We start from the raw sequence: 18,989 nt of genomic DNA on the forward strand, positions 1-18,989 counted from the left end.
ACCCCCTGGCCCCCTAGGCCCCCTAGGCCCCCTAGCCGACGATCCGCCCGTTCAGCACCACGCGCCGCGGCGCCGCCAGCACCCGGACGTCCGCGCGGGGGTCCGCCTCGTACACCACGAGGTCCGCCGCCGCCCCTTCCTCCAGGCCGGGCCGGCCCAGCCAGCGCCGGGCGCCCCACGCGGTCGCGGACAGCGCGGCCACCGGCGGGATGCCCGCCGTCACCAGCTCGGCCACCTCGCCGGCCACCAGACCGTGCGCCAGCGAACCGCCCGCGTCGGTGCCGGCGTACACGGGGATCCCGGCGTCGTAGGCGGCGCGCACGGTGTCGTAGCGCCGCTCGTGGAGCTGCCGCATATGGGCCGACCAGCGCGGGAACTTGCTCTCCCCGCCCCGGGCGAGCTGCGGGAAGGTCGCGATGTTCACCAGGGTCGGGACGATCGCGACGCCCCGCTCCGCGAACAGCGGGATCGTCTCCTCGGTGAGGCCCGTCGCGTGCTCGATGCAGTCGATGCCCGCCTCGACCAGATCGCGCAGCGAGTCCTCCGCGAAACAGTGCGCGGTGACCCGCGCCCCCAGCCGGTGCGCCTCCGCGATCGCCGCCCGGACCGCCTCGCGCGGCCAGCAGGCGGTCAGGTCCCCGGCGTCCCGGTCGATCCAGTCGCCGACGAGCTTGACCCAGCCGTCACCGCGCCGGGCCTCCTGGGCGACATAGGCGACCAGGTCCTCGGGCTCGATCTCCCAGGCGTAGTTGCGGATGTAGCGGCGGGTGCGCGCGATGTGCCGGCCGGCCCGGATGATCTTCGGCAGGTCCTCGCGGTCGTCGATCCAGCGGGTGTCCGACGGGGACCCCGCGTCCCGGATCAGCAGGGTGCCGGCGTCCCGGTCGGTCAGCGCCTGCTTCTCGGCGACGTCCTCGGAGACCGGCCCATGGGTGTCGAGGCCGACATGGCAGTGCGCGTCGACGAGACCGGGCAGCGCCCAGCCCTCGACGGTACGGACGTCCCGGGCCCCGGACGGCCGGTCGTAGGAGACCCGGCCGTCGATCACCCACAGCTCGTCCCGGACCTCCTCCGGCCCGACGAGCACCCGCCCCTTCACGTGCAGTACCGCGTGATCGCTCATGTACCGCACCCTAGTCCGCCCGTCAGGCCTTCCCACCGGCCCGGTCGGAGATCCCCCGGCCGGAGATCCCTTCCTCCACCTCGGCCATCGCGGGGTCGAGCAGCCGGGCCAGGAAGTGGCGGGTGCGCTCGTGCCGGGGGGCGCCGATGACCTGGTCCGGGGTGCCGTCCTCGACGACCACACCGCCGTCCATGAACACGACCCGGTCGGCGACCTCCCGGGCGAAGGACATCTCGTGGGTGACGACCATCATCGTCATGCCCTCGTGCGCGAGCATCCGCATCACGGCGAGCACGTCGCCCACCAGCTCGGGGTCGAGCGCGGAGGTCGGCTCGTCGAAGAGCATCACCTCGGGGCCCATGGCGAGCGCGCGGGCGATCGCCACGCGCTGCTGCTGGCCGCCGGAGAGGGAGGAGGGGTAGGCGTCCGCCTTCTCGGCGAGGCCCACGCGCCGCAGGTTCTCGGCGGCGATCCGCGCGGCCTGCGCCTTGTCCCGCTTGAGGACGCGGCGCTGCGGCAGGGCGAGGTTCTCGGTCACCGTGAGGTGCGGGAACAGGTTGAACTGCTGGAACACCATGCCGATGCGGCGGCGTGCGGCGTCGATGTCCACGTCGGGGTCGGTCAGCTCGGTGCCCCCGACGAAGACCTGCCCCCGCGTGGGCTCCTCCAGGAGGTTCACACAGCGCAGCAGGGTGGACTTGCCGGAGCCGGACGGGCCGATGACGCAGACCACCTCGCCCTGGCCGATCTCCAGGTCGATGCCGCGCAGCACCTCGTTGTCGCCGAAGGACTTGTACAGGTCCTGGATCCGGATCTCTGGGGTAGGGCTCACTTCACGGCCTCCTGGGCCTTGGCCTCCATACGGCGTACGACGAAGCCGAGCGGGATCGTGACCAGCAGGTAGCACAGGCCGGCCACCAGGATCGGGGTGGAGTTGGCGGTCTGGCTGGCCAGGTCGCGGCCGAACTTGGACAGTTCGCGCTCCTCCAGGGTGACGCCGAGGAACAGCACCAGCGAGGAGTCCTTGAAGAGCAGGACCAGCTCGTTGGTCAGCGGCGGCAGGATGATCCGGAACGCCTGGGGAATGATGATCGAGACCATGGCCCGGGCGGGCGAGAAGCCCAGCGAACGGGCCGCCTCCATCTGCCCCTTGGGCACCGCCTGGATGCCCGCGCGGATGGTCTCCGCCATATAGGCCGCCGACACCAGGCCGAGCGCGAGGGCCACCTTGCCGTAGGTGCCGCCGACGATCTCCGTTCCGGGGAAGGCCAGCGGCACGGCGACACCCACGAAGATGAAGATCAACAGGGCGGGCAGACCGCGGAAGATCTCGATGTAGATGCCGGCGACCCACCGGTAGGGACCCACGGACGACAGCCGCATGAGCGCGATGACCATGCCGAGCACCAGGCCGACGACGAAGCCGGACAGGGTGTAGAGCACGGTGTTCTTCAACGCCAGCGTGATGACGTCGGGGAACATCTGCTTCGCGATGTCCGCCTGCGCGAACTGGTTCTGCAGCCGCCCCCAGTCCGCCGAGACCGCCAGAGCGATCACGGCGGCGACGAAGACGGTGTACTGCAGGCCGCGCGAGAGCCTGCGCTTCTGGCGCCGGCCCAGGCCCGTCCTGCGCGGCGCGACGGTCGGGACGGCCGTGTCCGTGGTGTCGCTCATGAGGCCGACGGCGAGGCGGCGGACGGGGTGTACGGGCCGATCCACTGCTCGTACAGCTTCTTGTACGTGCCGTCGGCCTTGGCGTCGGCGATCGCCTTGTTCACGGCGGCGAGGAGCTTCTTGTTGCCCTTCTTCACCGTGAAGCCGTACTGCTCACCGGTGTTGAGGTTGTCGACCACCTTGAAGGCGTCCGCGTTGGCCTTGTCCTTGAGCCAGCCCTGGACGACCGGGTAGTCGATGATGACGGCCTGTACCTGGCCGGTGCGCAGACCGTTGATGACGGCGTCGGAGGACTCGAAGGAGATGGGGTCGAAGCCCTGCTTCCTGGCGTAGTCCTCACCCGTGGTCTGGGCCTGGGTGCCGAGCTTCTTGCCCTTGGCCTTCAGGTCGGCCAGCGAGCTGATGCCGCTCTTCTTGTCGACCAGGACTGCCTGGGTGGCGTCGAAGTACGGGTCGGAGAAGTCGACGTTCTTCTTGCGCTCGGCGGTGATGGTCATACCGGCCGCGGCCAGGTCGCACTCGCCGGAGTTGAGGAACGCGCCGGTCTTGAAGTTCTCGAAGGGCGTGTCGAGGATCTGCTGCTTCACCCCGAGGTCCTTGGCGACCAGGTCGATCAGCGAGACGTCGAAGCCCTGCACCTTGCCGTTGATCTCCGACTGGAAGGGCGGGTACGGCAGGTGCGTGCAGGTGGTGATCTGACCCGCCTTGACGAGGTCGACCCCGCCGGCGGCCGACTTGCCTGCGCCGCCGCTGCCGCTCGAGGTGCAGCCGGCCACGAGCACGGCGCCGGCCGTCGCGGTGATGGCGGCCAGGAAGCGGGCCCGGCGCCCGGGGAGCGTCTTCACGGGGGACCTCTCTGAGGGGGTGTGGGGTGATGTGCGGGTTCCGATTATAAGGAGAAGTTTGGGTCTCTCAAATTAAAGCGATGGTTCCAGGGTCGTTCGACCTAAGAACCAACCAGCCGAAAGGGTGAAAGACCCGCCGGTACGCTCGACTCGTCCACTCCGCGATCTACCCCGTGATCCCTCTGGTGATCCACACCGCGATCCACCCGTGACCGAAGAGAGCACCGCCGTGACGCACCCCTTCCTGGACCTCCCTCCGCTGAGCGCCGACCGCTTCGCCTCGATCGAGGACCGTGTGGCACGGCTCATGTCCACCGAGCAGAACGTCGTGATCATGCAGGGCGAGGCACTGCTGCCGCTGGAGGGCGCGATCCGCGGATGCGCCGGTCCCGGCACCACGGCGCTGAACGTGATCACCGGCCCCTACGGGCAGACCTTCGGCAACTGGCTGCGGGACTGCGGGGCGACCGTGCACGACCTGGCCGTGCCGTTCCACACGGCGGTCACGGCGGCGCAGGTCCGGGACGCCCTCGCCGAGCACCCGGAGATCGACTTCGTGTCGCTGGTGCACGCGGAGGCGGCCACCGGCAACACCAACCCGGTCGAGGAGATCGGCGCGGTGGTGCGGGAGCACGGCGCACTGTTCTATCTGGACGCCGTCGCGTCCATCGGCGCGGAGCCGGTGCTGCCGGACGCCTGGGGCGTGGACCTGTGCGTCATCGGGGCGCAGAAGGCCATGGGCGGGCCCGCCGGAGTCTCGGCGGTGTCGGTGAGCGAGCGGGCGTGGGCCCGGATGGCGGCGAACCCGGGGGCACCGCGCCGCTCGTATCTGTCGCTCCTGGACTGGAAGGAGCGCTGGATCGACGGCGGCCGCACCGCGCTGCTGCACGCGCCCGCCCAGCTGGAGATGCTGGCCCTGGAGGCGTGCGTCGAGCGGATCGAGACGGAGGGTCTGGACGCCGTGACGGCCCGGCACCGGTCCGCCGCCACGGCCACCCGGGCCGGCGCGCTGGCGCTGGGCGGGGGCCTGGAGCCGTTCGTGCACCAGGACGCGGAGGCGGCGCCGGTCGCCACGACGCTGCGGACCCCGTCCGGGGTGGTGGCGTCGGAGCTGGTCGCCGCGGCACTCAGGGCGGAGCCCGCGCTACCACTGGCCGCGGGCGGGGGCGCGCTGGCGAAGGAGATGATCCGGGTCAACCACTACGGGGCCGACGCGACGCCCGAGGTCGTCCGGGCGAGCCTGGCCGCACTGGGGGCCGCGCTGCGCGAGTCCGGGGCCGCGGTGGACCTGGCGGCGGCCCGGCAGGCGGCGGCCGAGGCCTGGCCGCAGGACTGACGACGGACGGCACGCCTCCCGTATCCACCTCCGTTCCGTGCCCCCTCCCCGAGCGAGGGGGCACGGAACGGAGGCGCGTTTTCCCGAGTATGTCGCCTCCCCCGGACGACGCGAACCGAATAGGCATTGCACCCGGAATCCTTACGCGCAATTATCGAATTCACGCGAAGATAGAACCCAGCATTCTTCTGCCCGCTCTTCCCGAACCTAAACGCGAAGATTCTGCGAACGCAGAGCGGCACAATTCGAGCAGATCCCGTGATGATTACATGGGTGTGACCGACTCCACATGCCACCCTTTTCGTCCCGGTATTTTCCGAACATACCGGGCAAAAACACCCTCGATCTCGCACGCCCGCACGCGCCCGCGTGATAACACATGCGCCTCCCGTCCGTAACCGCATTCGGCGATGCAATTTTCCATTTCACTGGGTAAGTTCCAACGGCATGACCGCCGCACAAGCAGCCCTGAAAGCGGAATTTCTGGAAAAGCCGGAGGAGCCCCGGATCGACCGTCCGGAGGTGGCGGACGGGGCCGCGCTCTGGCGCATCGCCAGGGACTCCGGACAACTCGACCTGAACTCCTCCTACAGCTATCTGCTGTGGTGCCGTGACTTCGCCGGCACCTCGGCCGTGGCACGCAGCGGCCCCGACGGCCGCCCGGTCGGCTTCGTCACCGCCTACCTCCGGCCCGACCGCCCGCGCACCCTTCTGGTGTGGCAGGTGGCGGTGGACGCCGGCCAGCGCGGGCGCGGACTCGCGGCACGGCTGCTGGACGGGCTGACGGAACGGGTCGCGGCCGAGCACGGGGTCACCGCGATCGAGACGACGATCACCCCGGGCAACACCGCCTCCGAGCGCCTGTTCAGCTCGTACGCCCGGCGCCACGGGGCGGCCGTCGAGACGGAGGTCCTCTTCGAGAGGGGCCAGTTCCCCGACGGACCCCACGACCCCGAGGTGCTCTACCGCATCGGTCCCCTCTCCGTCTGACTCCGTCACGATCCCGGACCGCCCACCGGTGCCCCGGGCCCTGTACTCCGCACACCCCACTCCCCGGACACACTCCCTCCCCCCCCACGCACGAGGAGCGATTTCGCCGTGACCATCACCCAGCCGGACCTCAGTGTCTTCGAGACTCTCGAGTCGGAGGTGCGCAGCTACTGCCGCGGCTGGCCCACCGTCTTCGACCGCGCGCAGGGCAGCCGTATGTACGACGAGGACGGCCGCGAGTACCTGGACTTCTTCGCCGGCGCGGGCTCCCTCAATTACGGCCACAACAACCCCGTCCTCAAACGGGCGTTGATCGACTACCTGGAGCGGGACGGCGTCACCCACGGTCTGGACATGTCCACCGTCGCCAAACGGTCGTTCCTCCAGACGTTCCAGGACCTCGTGCTGCGCCCCCGCGATCTGCCGTACAAGGTCATGTTCCCGGGGCCCACGGGCACCAACGCGGTCGAGTCCGCCCTCAAACTGGCCCGGAAGGTGAAGGGGCGCGAGGCCATCGTGTCCTTCACCAACGCCTTCCACGGGATGTCCCTGGGCTCCCTGGCCGTCACCGGCAACGCCTTCAAGCGCGCCGGGGCCGGGATCCCGCTGGTGCACGGGACCCCCATGCCCTTCGACCACTACCTGGACGGCAGGGTCCCGGACTTCCTGTGGTTCGAGCGGCTGCTGGAGGACCAGGGCTCGGGGCTCAACCGCCCGGCCGCCGTGATCGTCGAGACCGTGCAGGGCGAGGGCGGCATCAACGTGGCCCGGCCCGAGTGGCTGCGGGGGCTCGCCGATCTGTGCGCACGCCGGGACATGCTGCTGATCGTCGACGACATCCAGATGGGCTGCGGCCGTACCGGCGCCTTCTTCTCCTTCGAGGAGGCCGGGATCGTGCCGGACATCGTCACCGTGTCCAAGTCCATCAGCGGCTACGGGCTGCCCATGTCGCTGTGCCTGTTCAAGCCCGAGCTGGACGTCTGGGAGCCGGGCGAGCACAACGGCACGTTCCGCGGGAACAACCCCGCCTTCGTGACGGCCACCGCCACCCTGGAGACGTACTGGGCCGACGGATCCGCCATGGAGAAGCAGACCCGGGCGCGCGGCGAGCAGATCGAGCAGTGGCTGATCTCGATCACCGAGGAGAACCTCGCCGACGTCAAGGAGTACCGCGGGCGCGGGCTGGTGTGGGGCCTGGAGTTCCACGACAAGCAGCGCGCCGGGCGGGTCGCGCACCGCGCCTTCGAGCTCGGGCTGCTCGTGGAGACCTCGGGCCCCGAGAGCGAGGTCGCCAAGCTGCTGCCCGCCCTCACCATCAGCCCGGAGGAACTGGACGAGGGCATGAGCGTCCTCGCCCGCGCCGTCCGGGAAACCGTCTAGCAAGAAGGAAGAACACCACCGTGATCGTCCGCTCGTTCAAGGACATCGAAGGCACCGACCGGCATGTGAAGGCGGCGTCCGGGACCTGGGAGAGCAAGCGCATCGTCCTCGCCAAGGAGCGGGTCGGCTTCTCCGTCCACGAGACGGTCCTGTACGCGGGCACGGAGACGTCGATGTGGTACGCCAACCACGTCGAGGCCGTCGTGTGCGTCGAGGGGGAGGCCGAACTCACCGACCACGAGACCGGGAAGTCGTACTCGATCACTCCCGGCACCATGTACCTCCTCGACGGACACGAGCGGCACACGCTGCGCGTCAAGGAGGACTTCCGCTGCATCTGCGTGTTCAACCCTCCCGTCACCGGACGGGAGGACCACGACGAGAACGGCGTCTACCCGCTGCTGACCGAGGAGGTGTGAAGTGACCGTGACCACCATCACCGATCTGTACCCCAGCCGCGGCACCACCGAGGTGTCCGTCCCCCGTCAGGACCCGGTCCTCTGGGGCTCCCCCGACACGCCCGGCCCGGCCTCGACCACCGACCTCCAGGCGTACGAGCGTGACGGCTTCCTCGCCGTCGACCAGCTGATCACCCCGGACGAGGTTGAGGTCTACCACCGGGAGCTGGAGCGGCTCGTCACCGACCCGGCGATCCGCGCCGACGAGCGGTCGATCGTGGAGCCGAAGTCGAAGGAGATCCGGTCCGTCTTCGAGGTCCACCGGATCAGCGAGGTGTTCGCGCGGCTGGTCCGCGACGAGCGCGTGGTCGGGCGGGCACGGCAGATCCTCGGCTCGGACGTGTACGTCCACCAGTCGCGGATCAACGTCAAGCCGGGCTTCGGCGCCAGCGGCTTCTACTGGCACTCCGACTTCGAGACCTGGCACGCCGAGGACGGTCTGCCGAACATGCGGACGGTGTCCGTCTCGATCGCCCTGACCGAGAACCACGACACCAACGGCGGCCTCATGATCATGCCGGGCTCGCACCGGACGTTCCTGGGGTGCGCCGGGGCCACGCCGAAGGACAACTACAAGAAGTCGCTGCAGATGCAGGACGCGGGCACGCCCTCCGACGAGGCGCTCACCGAGATGGCGGGCCGGTACGGCATCAAGCTGTTCACGGGCAAGGCCGGTTCGACGACCTGGTTCGACTGCAACTGCATGCACGGCTCGGGGGACAACATCACCCCGTTCCCGCGCAGCAACGTCTTCATCGTGTTCAACAGCGTGGAGAACGCGGCGGTGGAGCCGTTCGCGGCACCGGTGCGACGTCCCGAGTTCATCGGCGCTCGGGACTTCACTCCGGTGCGCTGAACCGATGTCCGCGCCGCTCTGACCGCCGGGCCGGGGCCTCCTCGTGTGGGACGGGAGGCCACGGCCCGGTTCTCATCCGGCCAGCGCCGTCAGCAGCCGGTCGACGTCCTCCGGCGTGTTGTACAGGTGGAAGGCGGCGCGCAGATTGCCCGCGCGGTCGGAGACCTCGATCCCCTTCCCGCTCAACTCGCCCTGCCTCCGGCCGAGTCCCGGTACGGAGACGATCGGGGAGGCCGGCGCGGGGAGCGGCTCATGGCCGAGCGAGCCGAGGCCGGTGCGGAAGCGCTCGGCGAGGGCGAGGTCATGGGCGCGTACGGCGTCCACCCCGAGTTCCTCCAGGAGTTCGAGGGAGCGGCGGGCGCCGGCGTAGGAGAAGAGCGCGGGGCTCTCGTCGAACCGCCGGGCGGAGTGGGCGAGTTCGTCGATCGGGCCGTAGCAGCTGTCCCAGGGATGCTCCCCCGCGACCCAGCCGGCGAACAGCGGGCTGAGGCCGCCGAGGTCCTCCGGGACGACCAGGAAGGCCACGCCCCGCGGGCACAGCAGCCACTTGAAGGCGACGGCGGCGACGTAGTCGTGCGCGCCCGCGTCGAGGTCCAGCCAGCCGGCGGCCTGCGACGCGTCGATGTACGTGCGCGCCCCGTGTTCCCGGGCCGCGGCGCGGATCGCGGGCAGGTCCGCGATCCGGCCATCCGCCGACTGGGCGGCGCTCACGGCGACCAGCGCCGTGCCGGGCCGCACGGCCTCGGCGATCTGCTCCAGGGGCACACTGCGCACCTTCAGATCGCGGCGGACGTGGAAGGGGTTCACCACGGAGCTGAAGTCGCCCTCGGCGGTGAGCACCTCGGCCCCCTCGGGCAGCGAGGCGGCGATCAGGCCGGTGTAGACGGCGACCGAGGCCCCGGCCGCCACCCGGCCGGCGGGGACCCCGGCCAGCCGGGCGAAGGAGGCGCGGGTGGCCTCCACGTCGGCGAACATGTCGGTCGGCTGCCCGGCGGCCGACGACTCCACGGCGGTGTGCATGGCGGCCACCGTGCGGGCGGGCAGCAGCCCGGTGCTCGCGGTGTTCAGATAGGTGTTCTTCGGGGCGAACTCGGTCCGGACGAGGGTCTCGAAGGTCTCCATGGGACCACTCTGCGGCCCAGGGAAGTCACAGTCCATCGCGGATTCCTACGCAGTTCCCCGAAGGAACGCTTATGCGACCGCCGTGACCTGCGTCTTCGCTCAGCTCTGCGGAACCGCGCACCCGTCCGGGCCGCAGGCCTCCGCTCCGCCGTCCTCGATCAGCCGAAGCGGGGAGCGCTCGCCCCAGGCCTGGGTGAGCGCCTGGGCGAAGAGCTCGGTGGGCTGGGCACCGGAGACGCCGTACTTGCGGTCCAGGACGAAGAACGGCACACCGTTCGCGCCCAGCTCGGCGGCCTCGCGCTCGTCGGCGCGCACGTCGTCCGCGTAGGCGGTGGGGTCGGCGAGCACCCGGTGGACGTCCTCGGTGTCGAGTCCGGCCTCCAAGGCCAGCTCCACCAGCCGCTCGTCGCCCTCGGAGAAGACGGAGCGCTCCTCGGCGAAGTTCGCCCGGTACAGGATCTGGATCAGCTCGTCCTGCCGGCCCCGCTCCTTGGCGAGGTGCAGCAGCCGGTGCATGTCGAAGGTGTTGCCGTGGTCACGGCCGGTGGTGCGGTACTCAAGGCCCTCGGCGGCGGCCTGCGCGCCCAGGTTGTCCTCGCCGGCCTGCGCCTGCGCCTGGCTCATGCCGTACTTCTTGGACAGCATCGTGAGAACCGGCTGGACGTCGTCCTTGGCGCGGTGCGGATCCAGTTCGAAGGAACGGTGCACCACCTCGACCTCGTCGCGGTGGGGGAAGGCCTGGAGCGCCTTCTCGAAGCGGGCTTTTCCGACATAACACCAGGGGCAAGCGATGTCGGACCAGATCTCCACGCGCATGTCTTCGGCTTCTCTCCAGGTCGTACGGCCGCGGAGACCTCCCCCGCGAACGTAAGTGAACGTTCAAGCGTCCACTTTCATTCCCCTGGCACGGCGTAGCGGAGGAACAGGTGGTGGTCGCCCTCGGCGGGCGGGTTCTCCGGGTCGGGGAGCCAGCCGTGGCGGGCGTAGAAGGCCTGGGCGCGCCGGTTGTCCACGTGCACGTCGAGGACGGCCGTGCGCCTGCCGTCCGCCTGCCACGCCTCGACGCAGGCCGCGTGCAGTTCACTGCCGATGCCCCGGCGCCAGTGGTCGGGGTCGACATGGAACTGGAAGAGCTTGACGGTCCGCGCGGGAGAGCCCTCCGGGATGCGGAAGGAGGCGACGGCGACGATACGGCCCTGTTCCACGGAGCACAGCACCTGGCCGTCCGTCCGCCGGACGGCGCTCAGCCAGGCCGCGGGCCAGTCGATGCCGTCCTGCGGCAGTCCGTCCGGGTAGTACGTCGCCCGGGCCCGTGCGTGCAGTGCGGCGACGGCCTGCGTGTCGGCGGACAGCGCGGTACGGATCACCCGGCGTCCGGTCACACGGTCTTCGATCATGCAACGGAGGACGTGCCGCGGCCGGGGAAGGTTCCACGCCGGGTCACCGTCCACCGGCCGGCCCACCCTCGAGGGGCGCGGCGCGTCATCAACCGTCCCGCAGGCTCTCCGGCCAGGAGTCCCGGTATTCCAGGTGGTCGAAGGTGACCACGCACCCCTCCCCCACCGGCGACTGCGTCATGAAACCCACCAGGGCCGCACCCGTCTCCTTCTCCTCCGCCAGGGTGAACAGCCTGACGAACGTCCACCGCCGCCCGTCCCGGGAGGCGTGGAAGGCGAACGCCCGGCCCGTGCGGCTGACCCGGAGCCACACCGAACTGCCCTCCACGGTGAAGGAGTTCGCGTCGTCGGAGTGGCCTCGCGTCACCACGGTGCAGACCGTGGGCACGTCCGGCGAGTACTCCAGGCACAGCTTGGCCCACGCCCGTTCCCGCACATGCACATAGAGGACGCCCGCGTCGAAGGACGCGTTGAAGCCGACGGTGACCCGGGCGATCAGCTGGAAGTCGCCCTCGGGCGCGCCGAGCAGCCGGGGCGCGTCCGAGGCCGGGTCCAGTCCCTCACCGGTGGGCGGAACGAAACGATCCTGCCGGGCCCCCGCCCAGCCGGTGAGGACCCCGTCCTCGTAGGACCAGTTGCCACTGGGCCCATAGGTGCGCAGCAGGAAGGGGAGTTCGGGAAGTTCGAGGTCCATGGGCGGAAGTCTCCCAGGTCCTGACGGGGAGCTCGTCCTTTCGGGAAGGCGGGGCGCCACGCGGAGGACCGCGCACGCCCCACCCGTCCGAGACCGGTCAGCGCTCCAGCCGCCCGTCGAACCGCCGGGGCAGCCCCAGCGGGTTGTCGTCCCGCAGCTCCGGCGGAAGCAGCGCCTCGGGGGCGCCCTGGTACGCGACCGGCCGCATCCAGCGCTCGATCGCCGTGCCGCCGACCGAGGTGGAGGTGGAGGTCGTCGCGGGGTAGGGGCCGCCGTGGTGCTGGGCGGGCGCCACCGCCACCCCGGTGGGCCAGCCGTTCACCAGGACACGGCCCGCGAGCGGGGTCAGCTCCGCGAGGATCTCCGCGCCGCGTCCCTCACCGGCGGCCTCCTGCGTGGACAGATGCACGGTCGCCGTGAGGTTGCCGGGCAGACGGGACAGCACGGTGTGCGCCTCGGCGTCGTCCTCGTACCGGGCCACCACGGTGACCGGCCCGAAGCACTCCTCCAGCAGCAGGTCGTAGGCGCCCTCGGCGGTCAGCTTCTCGGCCGCCACGGTCAGGAATCCCGGGCTCACCGTGTGCTCGCCGCCCGCGCCCGGCGTCACCGGGGTCTCCACGTCCGGCAGTCCGGCGCGCTCGGCGATGCCGCTGAGGAAGTTGTCCCGCATACGGTGGTCCAGCAGGACTCCGGCCCCGGCGCCGCCGACGGCCTCCGTCAGGGACTTCACCAGCCGGTCGCCCGCCGCGCCCGTGGGGGCGAGGACCAGACCGGGCTTCACACAGAACTGACCGACGCCCAGGGTCATGGAGCCCGCGAGTCCCGCCCCGATCGCCTCGGCGCGCTCGGCGGCCGCCGCCTCGGTGACCAGGACCGGGTTGAGCGACCCCAGTTCGCCGTGGAACGGGATAGGCACGGGGCGCGCGGCCGCCGCGTCGAAGAGCGCCCGGCCGCCGCGCACGGACCCGGTGAACCCGGCCGCCGCCACCAGTGGATGCCCGACCAGCTCGACACCCGCCTCGAAGCCGTGCACGAGCCCGATGGCACCCTCCGGGATGCCGTGCTCGGCGGCGGCCTCGCGCAGGGCCGCCGCGACCTGCTCGGACAGGGCCGGGTGGTCCGGGTGGGCCTTGACGACCACCGGGCAGCCGGCGGCCAGCGCGCTCGCGGTGTCCCCGCCGGCGACCGAGAAGGCGAAGGGGAAGTTGGAGGCGGAGTAGACGGCCACGACGCCGAGGGGGACCTTGTAGCGGCGCAGGTCGGGGATCGGCGGGGTCGCGGTGTCGTCGGGGTGGTTGATGATCACGTCGAGGAAGGCGCCCTCGTCGACGATGTCCGCGAAGGCCCGCAACTGGTAGCAGGTGCGGGCGAGTTCCCCGGTGAGGCGGGTCGGCCCGAGCGCGCTCTCGGCGTCGGCGGTCTCGACGAGCCGGTCCCCCGCGGCCTGCAACCGATCGGCCGCGGTGCGCAGAAAGGCGGCTCGGACCGTGCGGTCGGCGAGGGCTCCTCGTGCGGCGTGGGCCGCGCGGACGGCGGCGTCCACCGCCTCGGCGGTGGCCTCGATCGCAACCTGTTCCCGCTGCTTCCCGGTTCGGGGGTCGACGCTCCAGACTGGTGCTGCTGCCACGGCGGGTCCTCCAGTTGTCATGCCGCAGTTCGTCCGTCAGCCATCAGCGGCGTTCGATATACTGAACGCTGTCTCTGATGATGAATATGCTGCTCGGAGACTATATCTCCGGCTTCCCGTCGAACGAAGGGGTCAAGGGCGATGTCGGCAGGCGAGACAGGCGGCGGAGCACAGGTCAAGTCCGCGGTGCGGACGGTCGAGTTGCTCGAATATTTCGCCGGACGCCCCGGAATGCACTCCCTGGCCGCGGTGCAGGAGGCGGTGGGCTATCCGAAGTCCAGCCTCTACATGCTGCTGCGCACGCTCGTGGAGCTGGGCTGGGTGGAGACGGACGCGACCGGCACGCGCTACGGCATCGGGGTGCGGGCGCTGCTGGTGGGCACGTCGTACATCGACGGCGACGAGGTGGTGGCGGCGGCCCGTCCCACCCTGGACCGGCTGTCGGACGACACGACGGAGACGATCCACCTGGCGCGGCTGGACGGCACGAACGTGGTGTACCTCGCGACCCGCCAGTCGCAGCACTATCTGCGCCCGTTCACCCGGGTCGGCCGCCGGCTGCCCGCCCACTCGACCTCCCTGGGCAAGGCGCTGCTGAGCACCTACCCGGACGAGCAGGTGCGCAAGATGCTCCCCGAGACGCTCCCCGCGCTGACCGAGCACACCATCACGGACCGTGAGAAGCTCATCGAGGAGCTGCACCAGGTCCGTGAGCAGGGCTACGCGGTCGACCGCGAGGAGAACACGCTCGGGCTGCGCTGCTTCGGGGTCGCCATCCCCTATCGCACCCCGGCCCGCGACGCGATCAGCTGCTCGGTGCCCGTGGCCCGGCTGACCCCGGCGCACGAACAGATGATCAAGGACGCTCTGTTCGACGCCCGGGACCGGCTGACGCTGGCGACGCGGAGGCTGTGACATGCGCGGAGGCTGCGACATGGAGGTCGTGCTGCGCGAGGTCCACGACAGCGATCTACCGGTCTTCTATCGGCAGCTGAACGACCCCGTGGCGCTCCGGATGGCCGCGTTCACCCCCGAGGACCCGGCCGACCGGTCCGGCTTCGACGCCCACTGGGCACGGCTGCGGGACTCCGGTGACGTCGATGTGCGCACGGTCCTGGCGGACGGTGACGTGGTGGGCACGGCGGCGGTGTACGGCGAGCCGGGCGAGCGCGAGGTGACGTACTGGATCGACCGCGCCCTGTGGGGCCGGGGCATCGCGACGGCCGCCCTGCGGATGCTGCTGGAGGAGATCCCGGAGCGTCCGCTGTACGCCCGTGCCGCCGCCGACAACGTGGCCTCCGCCCGGGTCCTCGGCAAGTGCGGCTTCGAGGAGACGGCCCGGGCCAGGGGGTACGCCCACGCCCGCGGGGAGGAGATCGAGGAGATCGTCCTCGTTCTGAAGGCGTGAGGACGTGCGGACCGGCCCCTTGTTCCGAAGGGGTGAGGGCCGGTCCCTTGATGAAGTCCCGATGAAAAAACCGGGCGGAAGGGAACGTGCCACCCGATCCTGTTCGTCTTCCGGGCGAGATGAACAAGACGATCAGACGCGCATCCGTCTTCGCGCTGCTCCTCGTGGTCTCTCTGATGCTCAGGGCCACGTGGGTGCAGTTCTACGACGGCAAGGCGCTTGCAGACGACAAGAACAACCGGCGGAACGCGATCCAGACCTACGCGGGGCCGCTCGGAAACATCATCGTGGGCGGCCGGTCGGTCACGGGCTCGACGCGGACCCACGGCAGTGACCTCGCGTACCGACGCACCTACACGGACGGCAAGCTGTACGCGGCGGTGACGGGCTATGCCTCGCAGAGTTACGCGCCGACCCAGCTGGAGGGCATCTACCAGGACGTGCTCAACGGCACGGACACCCGCCTCAAGACCGTCCTGGACACGGTCACCGACAAACGGGCCGACCCGGGCAACGTGGTGACGACCATCGACCCAGACGTCCAGAAAGCGGCCTACCGGACGCTGGGCGACAAGAAGGGCGCGGCCGTCGCGATCGACCCCGCCACCGGCCGGCTCCTCGCGGTCGTGTCGACCCCGTCCTACGACCCGTCCTCGCTCACCGACGCCAACACCGCCGGAGCGGCCTGGAAGCAGCTGACCAGCGACCCGGACAAGCCCCTCACCAACCGTGCGCTGCGCCAGCCGCTGCCGCCGGGCTCGACGTTCAAGCTGGTCGTCGCGGCGGCCGCGCTGGAGGACGGGCTGTACTCCTCGGTGGACCAGAGGACGGACAGCCCGAACCCCTACCGGCTGCCGGGTTCGACCCACCCCCTGGCGAACGAGAACCCCGCCGCCCCGTGTGCCGACGCCTCGATCCAGGTCGCCCTGCGCTACTCGTGCAACAACGTCTTCGGCAAGATGGCCGTCGACCTCGGCCAGGACAAGGTCCGCGCGATGGCCGACAAGTTCGGCTTCGACGACGACCAGCAGGACGTGCCGGTGCGGGCGTATCCGAGCGTGTACCCCAAGGGCATGGACCAGGCGCAGACAGCCCTGTCGGGCATCGGGCAGTTCGATGTCACGGCCACCCCGTTGCAGATGGCCATGGTGTCGGCGGCGATAGCCAACGATGGAAAGCTGGTCTCGCCGCACCTGGTCGCGCAGATCACCGACAGCAGTGACGATGCGCTCAAGAACTACGACGACGACCCGGGGAACCGGCGGATCATCAGCTCGTCGACCGCCAGGCAGCTGCAGTCCGCGATGCAGACGGTCGTCGAGCAGGGCACCGGCACGAACGCCCGGATCCCGGGCGCGACGGTGGGCGGCAAGACGGGTACGGCCCAGCATGGCGAGAACAACAGCAAGACGCCGTACGCCTGGTTCACGTCGTACGCCAAGTCCGACACGAACGGCAAGGAGGTCGCCGTCGCGGTGCTGGTCGAGCAGTCGGACGCGGCCCGCTCGGAGGTCAGCGGCAACGGGCTGGCGGCGCCGGTCGCCAGGGCCATGATGCAGGCGGCGCTCAAGAAGTAGGACTCCGGTGGGACGGTCCCGGCCGGGGGCCGTCCCACCCGTCTCACCTGACACCCAGCAGCTGCTCCACCGGATCGATCGCGAAGTACACGAGGAACAGCGCCGACACTCCCCACAGCAGCCAGTTGACCTCCTTGGCCTTGCCGAGGACCGTCTTGACGACGACGTACGACAGGAACCCGGCACCGATGCCGTCGGTGATCGAGTACGTGAACGGCATGGCGGCGATGGTCAGGAAGGCCGGGACGGCGATCTCGTACCGGTCCCAGTCGATGTGCTTGACGTGCGTCATCATCAGAAAGCCCACGGCGATCAGGGCGGGTGCCGCCGCCTGGAGCGGCACGATCGTCAGCAGCGGGGTGAGGAAGAGCGCGAGCCCGAAGAGGCCGCCGGTGATCAGATTGGCGAAGCCGGTGCGGGCGCCCTCGCCGACGCCGGCGGCGGACTCGATGTAGGCGGTGTTGGACGAGCCGGAGGCGACACCGCCGGCCACCGCGGCGGCGCCGTCGATGAACAGGACCCGGCCGATGCCCGGGACCGTGCCGTTCTCGTCGAGCAGCCCCGCCTCCGCGCTGATGCCGACGATGGTGCCCATCGCGTCGAAGAAGTCCGACAGGATCAGGGTGAAGACCAGCAGGACGACGGTGAGCGCCCCGGCCTTCCCGAAGGCGCCGAACAGGCTGAAGTGACCGAGGAGCCCGAAGTCGGGAGTGGCCACGATCGTGTCGGGCACCTTCGGGGTGGTCAGGCCCCAGCTCTTGATGTCCGCCGCGGAGTCGATGACGACGGCGACGACCGTCATGGTCACGATGCTGATCAGGATCGCGCCCTTGACCTTGCGGGCGAGCAGGGCGATGGTCAGCAGCACACCGAGGCAGAACACCAGCACGGGCCAGCCGGTCAGCCGTCCGACGGCACCCAGCTGCACCGGCACCGTGGTGTCGGCGGCGTCCGGGATACGGCTGACGAACCCGGCGTCCACGAAGCCGATGAAGGCGATGAAGAGGCCGATGCCGACACCGATGGCCTGTTTGAGCTGCTGGGGGATCGCGTTCATGATCGCCTCCCGGAGCCCGGTGACGACCAGCACACAGATCAGCACACCCTCGATGACCACCAGGCCCATGGCGTCGGGCCAGCTCATCAGCGGGGCGATCTGGAAGGCGACGACGGCGTTGAGACCGAGGCCGGCGGCGATGGCGAGCGGCAGATTGCCGCCGACGCCCATGATGACGGTCATCACACAGGCGACCAGGGCGGTCGCGGTGACCAGTTGGCCCGCGTCCAGATGGTGCCCGAACTTGTCCTTGCCGCTCCCGAGGATGATCGGGTTCAGCACGAGTATGTAGGCCATGGTGAAGAACGTGGCGAAGCCGCCGCGTATCTCACGGCCGAAGGTGGAGCCCCGTTCCGAGATTCTGAAGAACCGGTCGACAGCGTTCCCTTCGGGGGGCGCTGCGTTCGACTGTTCGGCCACCTGCTGTCCGTCGGACATGACGACACTCCTCGTTGCCTGGTGAACCGGTGCGGATGTTGGCTGGATTGTTCCCTCGGAGCATCGGTTTCAGGTTTTCGGCGTGTTACGGAATCGACGCGGGTGGCCGGGCGATCCCTCAGCCTCGGCCGGAGAGCAAGAACGCCCCCGCCGGTGAGCGGCGGGGGCGTTCGCCGAGGCGAGCCGGAGAACTAGCTGACGAAGTACGTCGGGTTCGGCAGCTTGTACGTGCGGTCGGCGTGGCCCCCGTCGAGGTCCGAGTACTGGTCGCCGAAGTTGGCGATGATGTCGTACCCGAGGTCCTCGATGTGCCCGCGCGTGCCGGACTTGTACTGGACGGTCGTGCACTTCCAGCTGCCCGGGGCGGCGCAGTCCTTCAGGTACGACGGCGGGTTGGCCGCGTCCTTGAGGAACATGTGGGCGGCGTCGAGGTTGACGTCGGCGCCGACCTTCTTCAGGTTCTCGACCGCGGCGGAGCGCTGGGCCTCCGTCAGACCCGAGTTGTAGAAGACCTCGACGCCCTTGGACTCGGCGTACCGGACGAGTTCCGGGGTGCCGGGGACGGCCGGGCGGTCGGCCTTGCCCACGTACGCGGCCCAGGTGGCCGAGTTGTACGTGTAGTTGGTCTTCTTCTCGTAGTCGAGGCTGAGCAGCAGCGTGTCGTCGATGTCGAACACGACCGCGGGCTTCTCGCCGTGGCGGTGCGCCTTGCGGGCCGCCCTGTCGATGTAGCGCTCCGCGGACGACTCGATGTGCGCCAGGTCCTTGGCGTACGGGCTGTCGGCGGACGCCTGGTAGACGCCGTTGCTGTCGAGCGTGGCCCCGTAGTAGGTGTCGATGTCCTTGACCAGGAGCCCGATGTTGTACGGCTCGTGGGTGGAGTTCGCCGTCGACTGACCGGCGGTGGCCGCGCCGGCACCGTACAGGGCCCCGCCGGCGACGGCACAGGCGGCAACGAGGGCCGCGATGCGAAGTGACTTATGCATGACAGGAGTTCTACGCGCGTC

Annotated in this window: 19 protein-coding genes; 8 read left to right on the top strand and 11 right to left on the bottom strand. The window is 70.1% G+C overall.

Translation table 11 applies throughout. The features are described from left to right. Positions 1-31: 31 nt before the first annotated feature. The 4 genes from ACFYX0_RS24070 to ACFYX0_RS24085 are packed head-to-tail and all read right to left on the bottom strand — an operon-like array spanning position 32 to position 3,642. The gene (locus ACFYX0_RS24070) at positions 32-1,123 is read right to left on the bottom strand and encodes an amidohydrolase family protein (RefSeq protein WP_388972988.1); all 1,092 of its coding nucleotides are present in this window, start codon (positions 1,121-1,123) and stop codon (positions 32-34) included. Between the two features lie 22 nt (positions 1,124-1,145). Next, the gene (locus tag ACFYX0_RS24075) at positions 1,146-1,955 is read right to left on the bottom strand and encodes an amino acid ABC transporter ATP-binding protein (RefSeq protein WP_388972990.1); all 810 of its coding nucleotides are present in this window, start codon (positions 1,953-1,955) and stop codon (positions 1,146-1,148) included. Further along, positions 1,952-2,797 (bottom strand): amino acid ABC transporter permease, encoded by an 846-nt coding sequence (locus ACFYX0_RS24080; protein ID WP_355903325.1) that lies wholly within the window; start codon positions 2,795-2,797, stop codon positions 1,952-1,954. The genes ACFYX0_RS24075 and ACFYX0_RS24080 overlap by 4 nt, the downstream gene beginning before the upstream one ends. Then, positions 2,794-3,642, bottom strand: coding sequence for a transporter substrate-binding domain-containing protein (locus ACFYX0_RS24085; RefSeq protein ID WP_388972991.1), 849 nt, complete (start codon positions 3,640-3,642; stop codon positions 2,794-2,796). Before ACFYX0_RS24085 ends, ACFYX0_RS24080 begins: the two co-directional genes overlap by 4 nt. Before the next feature lie 229 nt (positions 3,643-3,871). Here ACFYX0_RS24085 and ACFYX0_RS24090 point away from each other — a divergent pair, with 229 nt between their 5' ends. From ACFYX0_RS24090 to thpD, 5 genes are all read left to right on the top strand, one after another. Continuing rightward, complete coding sequence (locus ACFYX0_RS24090; protein ID WP_388973062.1) at positions 3,872-4,978, top strand: pyridoxal-phosphate-dependent aminotransferase family protein; 1,107 nt, start codon at positions 3,872-3,874, stop codon at positions 4,976-4,978. A gap of 447 nt (positions 4,979-5,425) precedes the next feature. After that, positions 5,426-5,968, top strand: coding sequence for a diaminobutyrate acetyltransferase (gene ectA / locus ACFYX0_RS24095; protein ID WP_388972992.1), 543 nt, complete (start codon positions 5,426-5,428; stop codon positions 5,966-5,968). Positions 5,969-6,076: 108 nt separating this feature from the next. After that, a complete protein-coding gene (ectB, locus tag ACFYX0_RS24100) occupies positions 6,077-7,348 on the top strand; it encodes a diaminobutyrate--2-oxoglutarate transaminase (protein WP_388972993.1) in 1,272 nt (423 codons plus the stop codon). A 20-nt stretch (positions 7,349-7,368) separates the two neighbouring features. Continuing rightward, positions 7,369-7,767, top strand: coding sequence for an ectoine synthase (locus tag ACFYX0_RS24105; protein ID WP_388972994.1), 399 nt, complete (start codon positions 7,369-7,371; stop codon positions 7,765-7,767). A 1-nt stretch (position 7,768) separates the two neighbouring features. Further along, positions 7,769-8,662, top strand: a complete 894-nt coding sequence (thpD, locus tag ACFYX0_RS24110) for an ectoine hydroxylase (RefSeq protein WP_388972995.1) — start codon at positions 7,769-7,771, stop codon at positions 8,660-8,662. 72 nt (positions 8,663-8,734) lie between these two features. Here the strand turns inward: thpD and ACFYX0_RS24115 are convergent, their stop codons facing one another. The 5 genes from ACFYX0_RS24115 to ACFYX0_RS24135 form a co-directional block, all read right to left on the bottom strand. Beyond that, on the bottom strand, positions 8,735-9,784 hold the full coding sequence (locus ACFYX0_RS24115; RefSeq protein WP_388972996.1) for an aminotransferase class V-fold PLP-dependent enzyme: 1,050 nt from the start codon (positions 9,782-9,784) through the stop codon (positions 8,735-8,737). 99 nt (positions 9,785-9,883) lie between these two features. Then, positions 9,884-10,600, bottom strand: a complete 717-nt coding sequence (locus ACFYX0_RS24120) for a DsbA family oxidoreductase (protein WP_388972998.1) — start codon at positions 10,598-10,600, stop codon at positions 9,884-9,886. 77 nt (positions 10,601-10,677) lie between these two features. Continuing rightward, a complete protein-coding gene (locus ACFYX0_RS24125; protein WP_355903343.1) occupies positions 10,678-11,181 on the bottom strand; it encodes a GNAT family N-acetyltransferase in 504 nt (167 codons plus the stop codon). 88 nt (positions 11,182-11,269) lie between these two features. Next, positions 11,270-11,875: a DUF1349 domain-containing protein gene (locus ACFYX0_RS24130; protein ID WP_388973000.1), complete on the bottom strand. Its 606-nt coding sequence runs from the start codon at positions 11,873-11,875 to the stop codon at positions 11,270-11,272. Positions 11,876-11,972: 97 nt separating this feature from the next. Beyond that, entirely contained in the window at positions 11,973-13,502 is a 1,530-nt protein-coding gene (locus ACFYX0_RS24135) for an aldehyde dehydrogenase (NADP(+)) (RefSeq protein WP_388973002.1), read from the bottom strand. Between the two features lie 141 nt (positions 13,503-13,643). Between ACFYX0_RS24135 and ACFYX0_RS24140 the strand changes: the two genes are divergently transcribed. From ACFYX0_RS24140 to ACFYX0_RS24150, 3 genes are all read left to right on the top strand, one after another. Continuing rightward, complete coding sequence (locus ACFYX0_RS24140) at positions 13,644-14,417, top strand: IclR family transcriptional regulator (protein WP_311700487.1); 774 nt, start codon at positions 13,644-13,646, stop codon at positions 14,415-14,417. 19 nt (positions 14,418-14,436) lie between these two features. Continuing rightward, positions 14,437-14,910, top strand: coding sequence for a GNAT family N-acetyltransferase (locus ACFYX0_RS24145; RefSeq protein WP_355903963.1), 474 nt, complete (start codon positions 14,437-14,439; stop codon positions 14,908-14,910). A 119-nt stretch (positions 14,911-15,029) separates the two neighbouring features. Next, complete coding sequence (locus tag ACFYX0_RS24150; protein ID WP_388973004.1) at positions 15,030-16,487, top strand: peptidoglycan D,D-transpeptidase FtsI family protein; 1,458 nt, start codon at positions 15,030-15,032, stop codon at positions 16,485-16,487. A gap of 43 nt (positions 16,488-16,530) precedes the next feature. Here the strand turns inward: ACFYX0_RS24150 and ACFYX0_RS24155 are convergent, their stop codons facing one another. Then, the gene (locus ACFYX0_RS24155; RefSeq protein ID WP_388973006.1) at positions 16,531-17,982 is read right to left on the bottom strand and encodes an NCS2 family permease; all 1,452 of its coding nucleotides are present in this window, start codon (positions 17,980-17,982) and stop codon (positions 16,531-16,533) included. 191 nt (positions 17,983-18,173) lie between these two features. After that, positions 18,174-18,968, bottom strand: coding sequence for an HAD family acid phosphatase (locus tag ACFYX0_RS24160; protein WP_388973008.1), 795 nt, complete (start codon positions 18,966-18,968; stop codon positions 18,174-18,176). Between the last annotated feature and the right edge of the window lie 21 nt (positions 18,969-18,989).

It is taken from the genome of Streptomyces sp. NPDC002573 (assembly GCF_042889625.1).
Classification (GTDB): Bacteria; Actinomycetota; Actinomycetes; order Streptomycetales; family Streptomycetaceae; genus Streptomyces; species Streptomyces gibsoniae.

Excerpts from the sequence above, each read along its gene's own strand:
- ACFYX0_RS24070 (WP_388972988.1), bottom strand. The coding sequence starts at position 1,123 with ATGAGCGATCACGCGGTACTGCACGTGAAGGGGCGGGTGCTCGTCGGG.
- ACFYX0_RS24080 (WP_355903325.1), bottom strand. The coding sequence starts at position 2,797 with ATGAGCGACACCACGGACACGGCCGTCCCGACCGTCGCGCCGCGCAGG.
- ectA (WP_388972992.1), top strand. The coding sequence starts at position 5,426 with ATGACCGCCGCACAAGCAGCCCTGAAAGCGGAATTTCTGGAAAAGCCG.
- ACFYX0_RS24115 (WP_388972996.1), bottom strand. The coding sequence starts at position 9,784 with ATGGAGACCTTCGAGACCCTCGTCCGGACCGAGTTCGCCCCGAAGAAC.
- ACFYX0_RS24120 (WP_388972998.1), bottom strand. The coding sequence starts at position 10,600 with ATGCGCGTGGAGATCTGGTCCGACATCGCTTGCCCCTGGTGTTATGTC.
- ACFYX0_RS24125 (WP_355903343.1), bottom strand. The coding sequence starts at position 11,181 with ATGATCGAAGACCGTGTGACCGGACGCCGGGTGATCCGTACCGCGCTG.
- ACFYX0_RS24130 (WP_388973000.1), bottom strand. The coding sequence starts at position 11,875 with ATGGACCTCGAACTTCCCGAACTCCCCTTCCTGCTGCGCACCTATGGG.
- ACFYX0_RS24140 (WP_311700487.1), top strand. The coding sequence starts at position 13,644 with ATGTCGGCAGGCGAGACAGGCGGCGGAGCACAGGTCAAGTCCGCGGTG.
- ACFYX0_RS24145 (WP_355903963.1), top strand. The coding sequence starts at position 14,437 with ATGGAGGTCGTGCTGCGCGAGGTCCACGACAGCGATCTACCGGTCTTC.
- ACFYX0_RS24150 (WP_388973004.1), top strand. The coding sequence starts at position 15,030 with ATGAACAAGACGATCAGACGCGCATCCGTCTTCGCGCTGCTCCTCGTG.
- ACFYX0_RS24155 (WP_388973006.1), bottom strand. The coding sequence starts at position 17,982 with ATGTCCGACGGACAGCAGGTGGCCGAACAGTCGAACGCAGCGCCCCCC.
- ACFYX0_RS24160 (WP_388973008.1), bottom strand. The coding sequence starts at position 18,968 with ATGCATAAGTCACTTCGCATCGCGGCCCTCGTTGCCGCCTGTGCCGTC.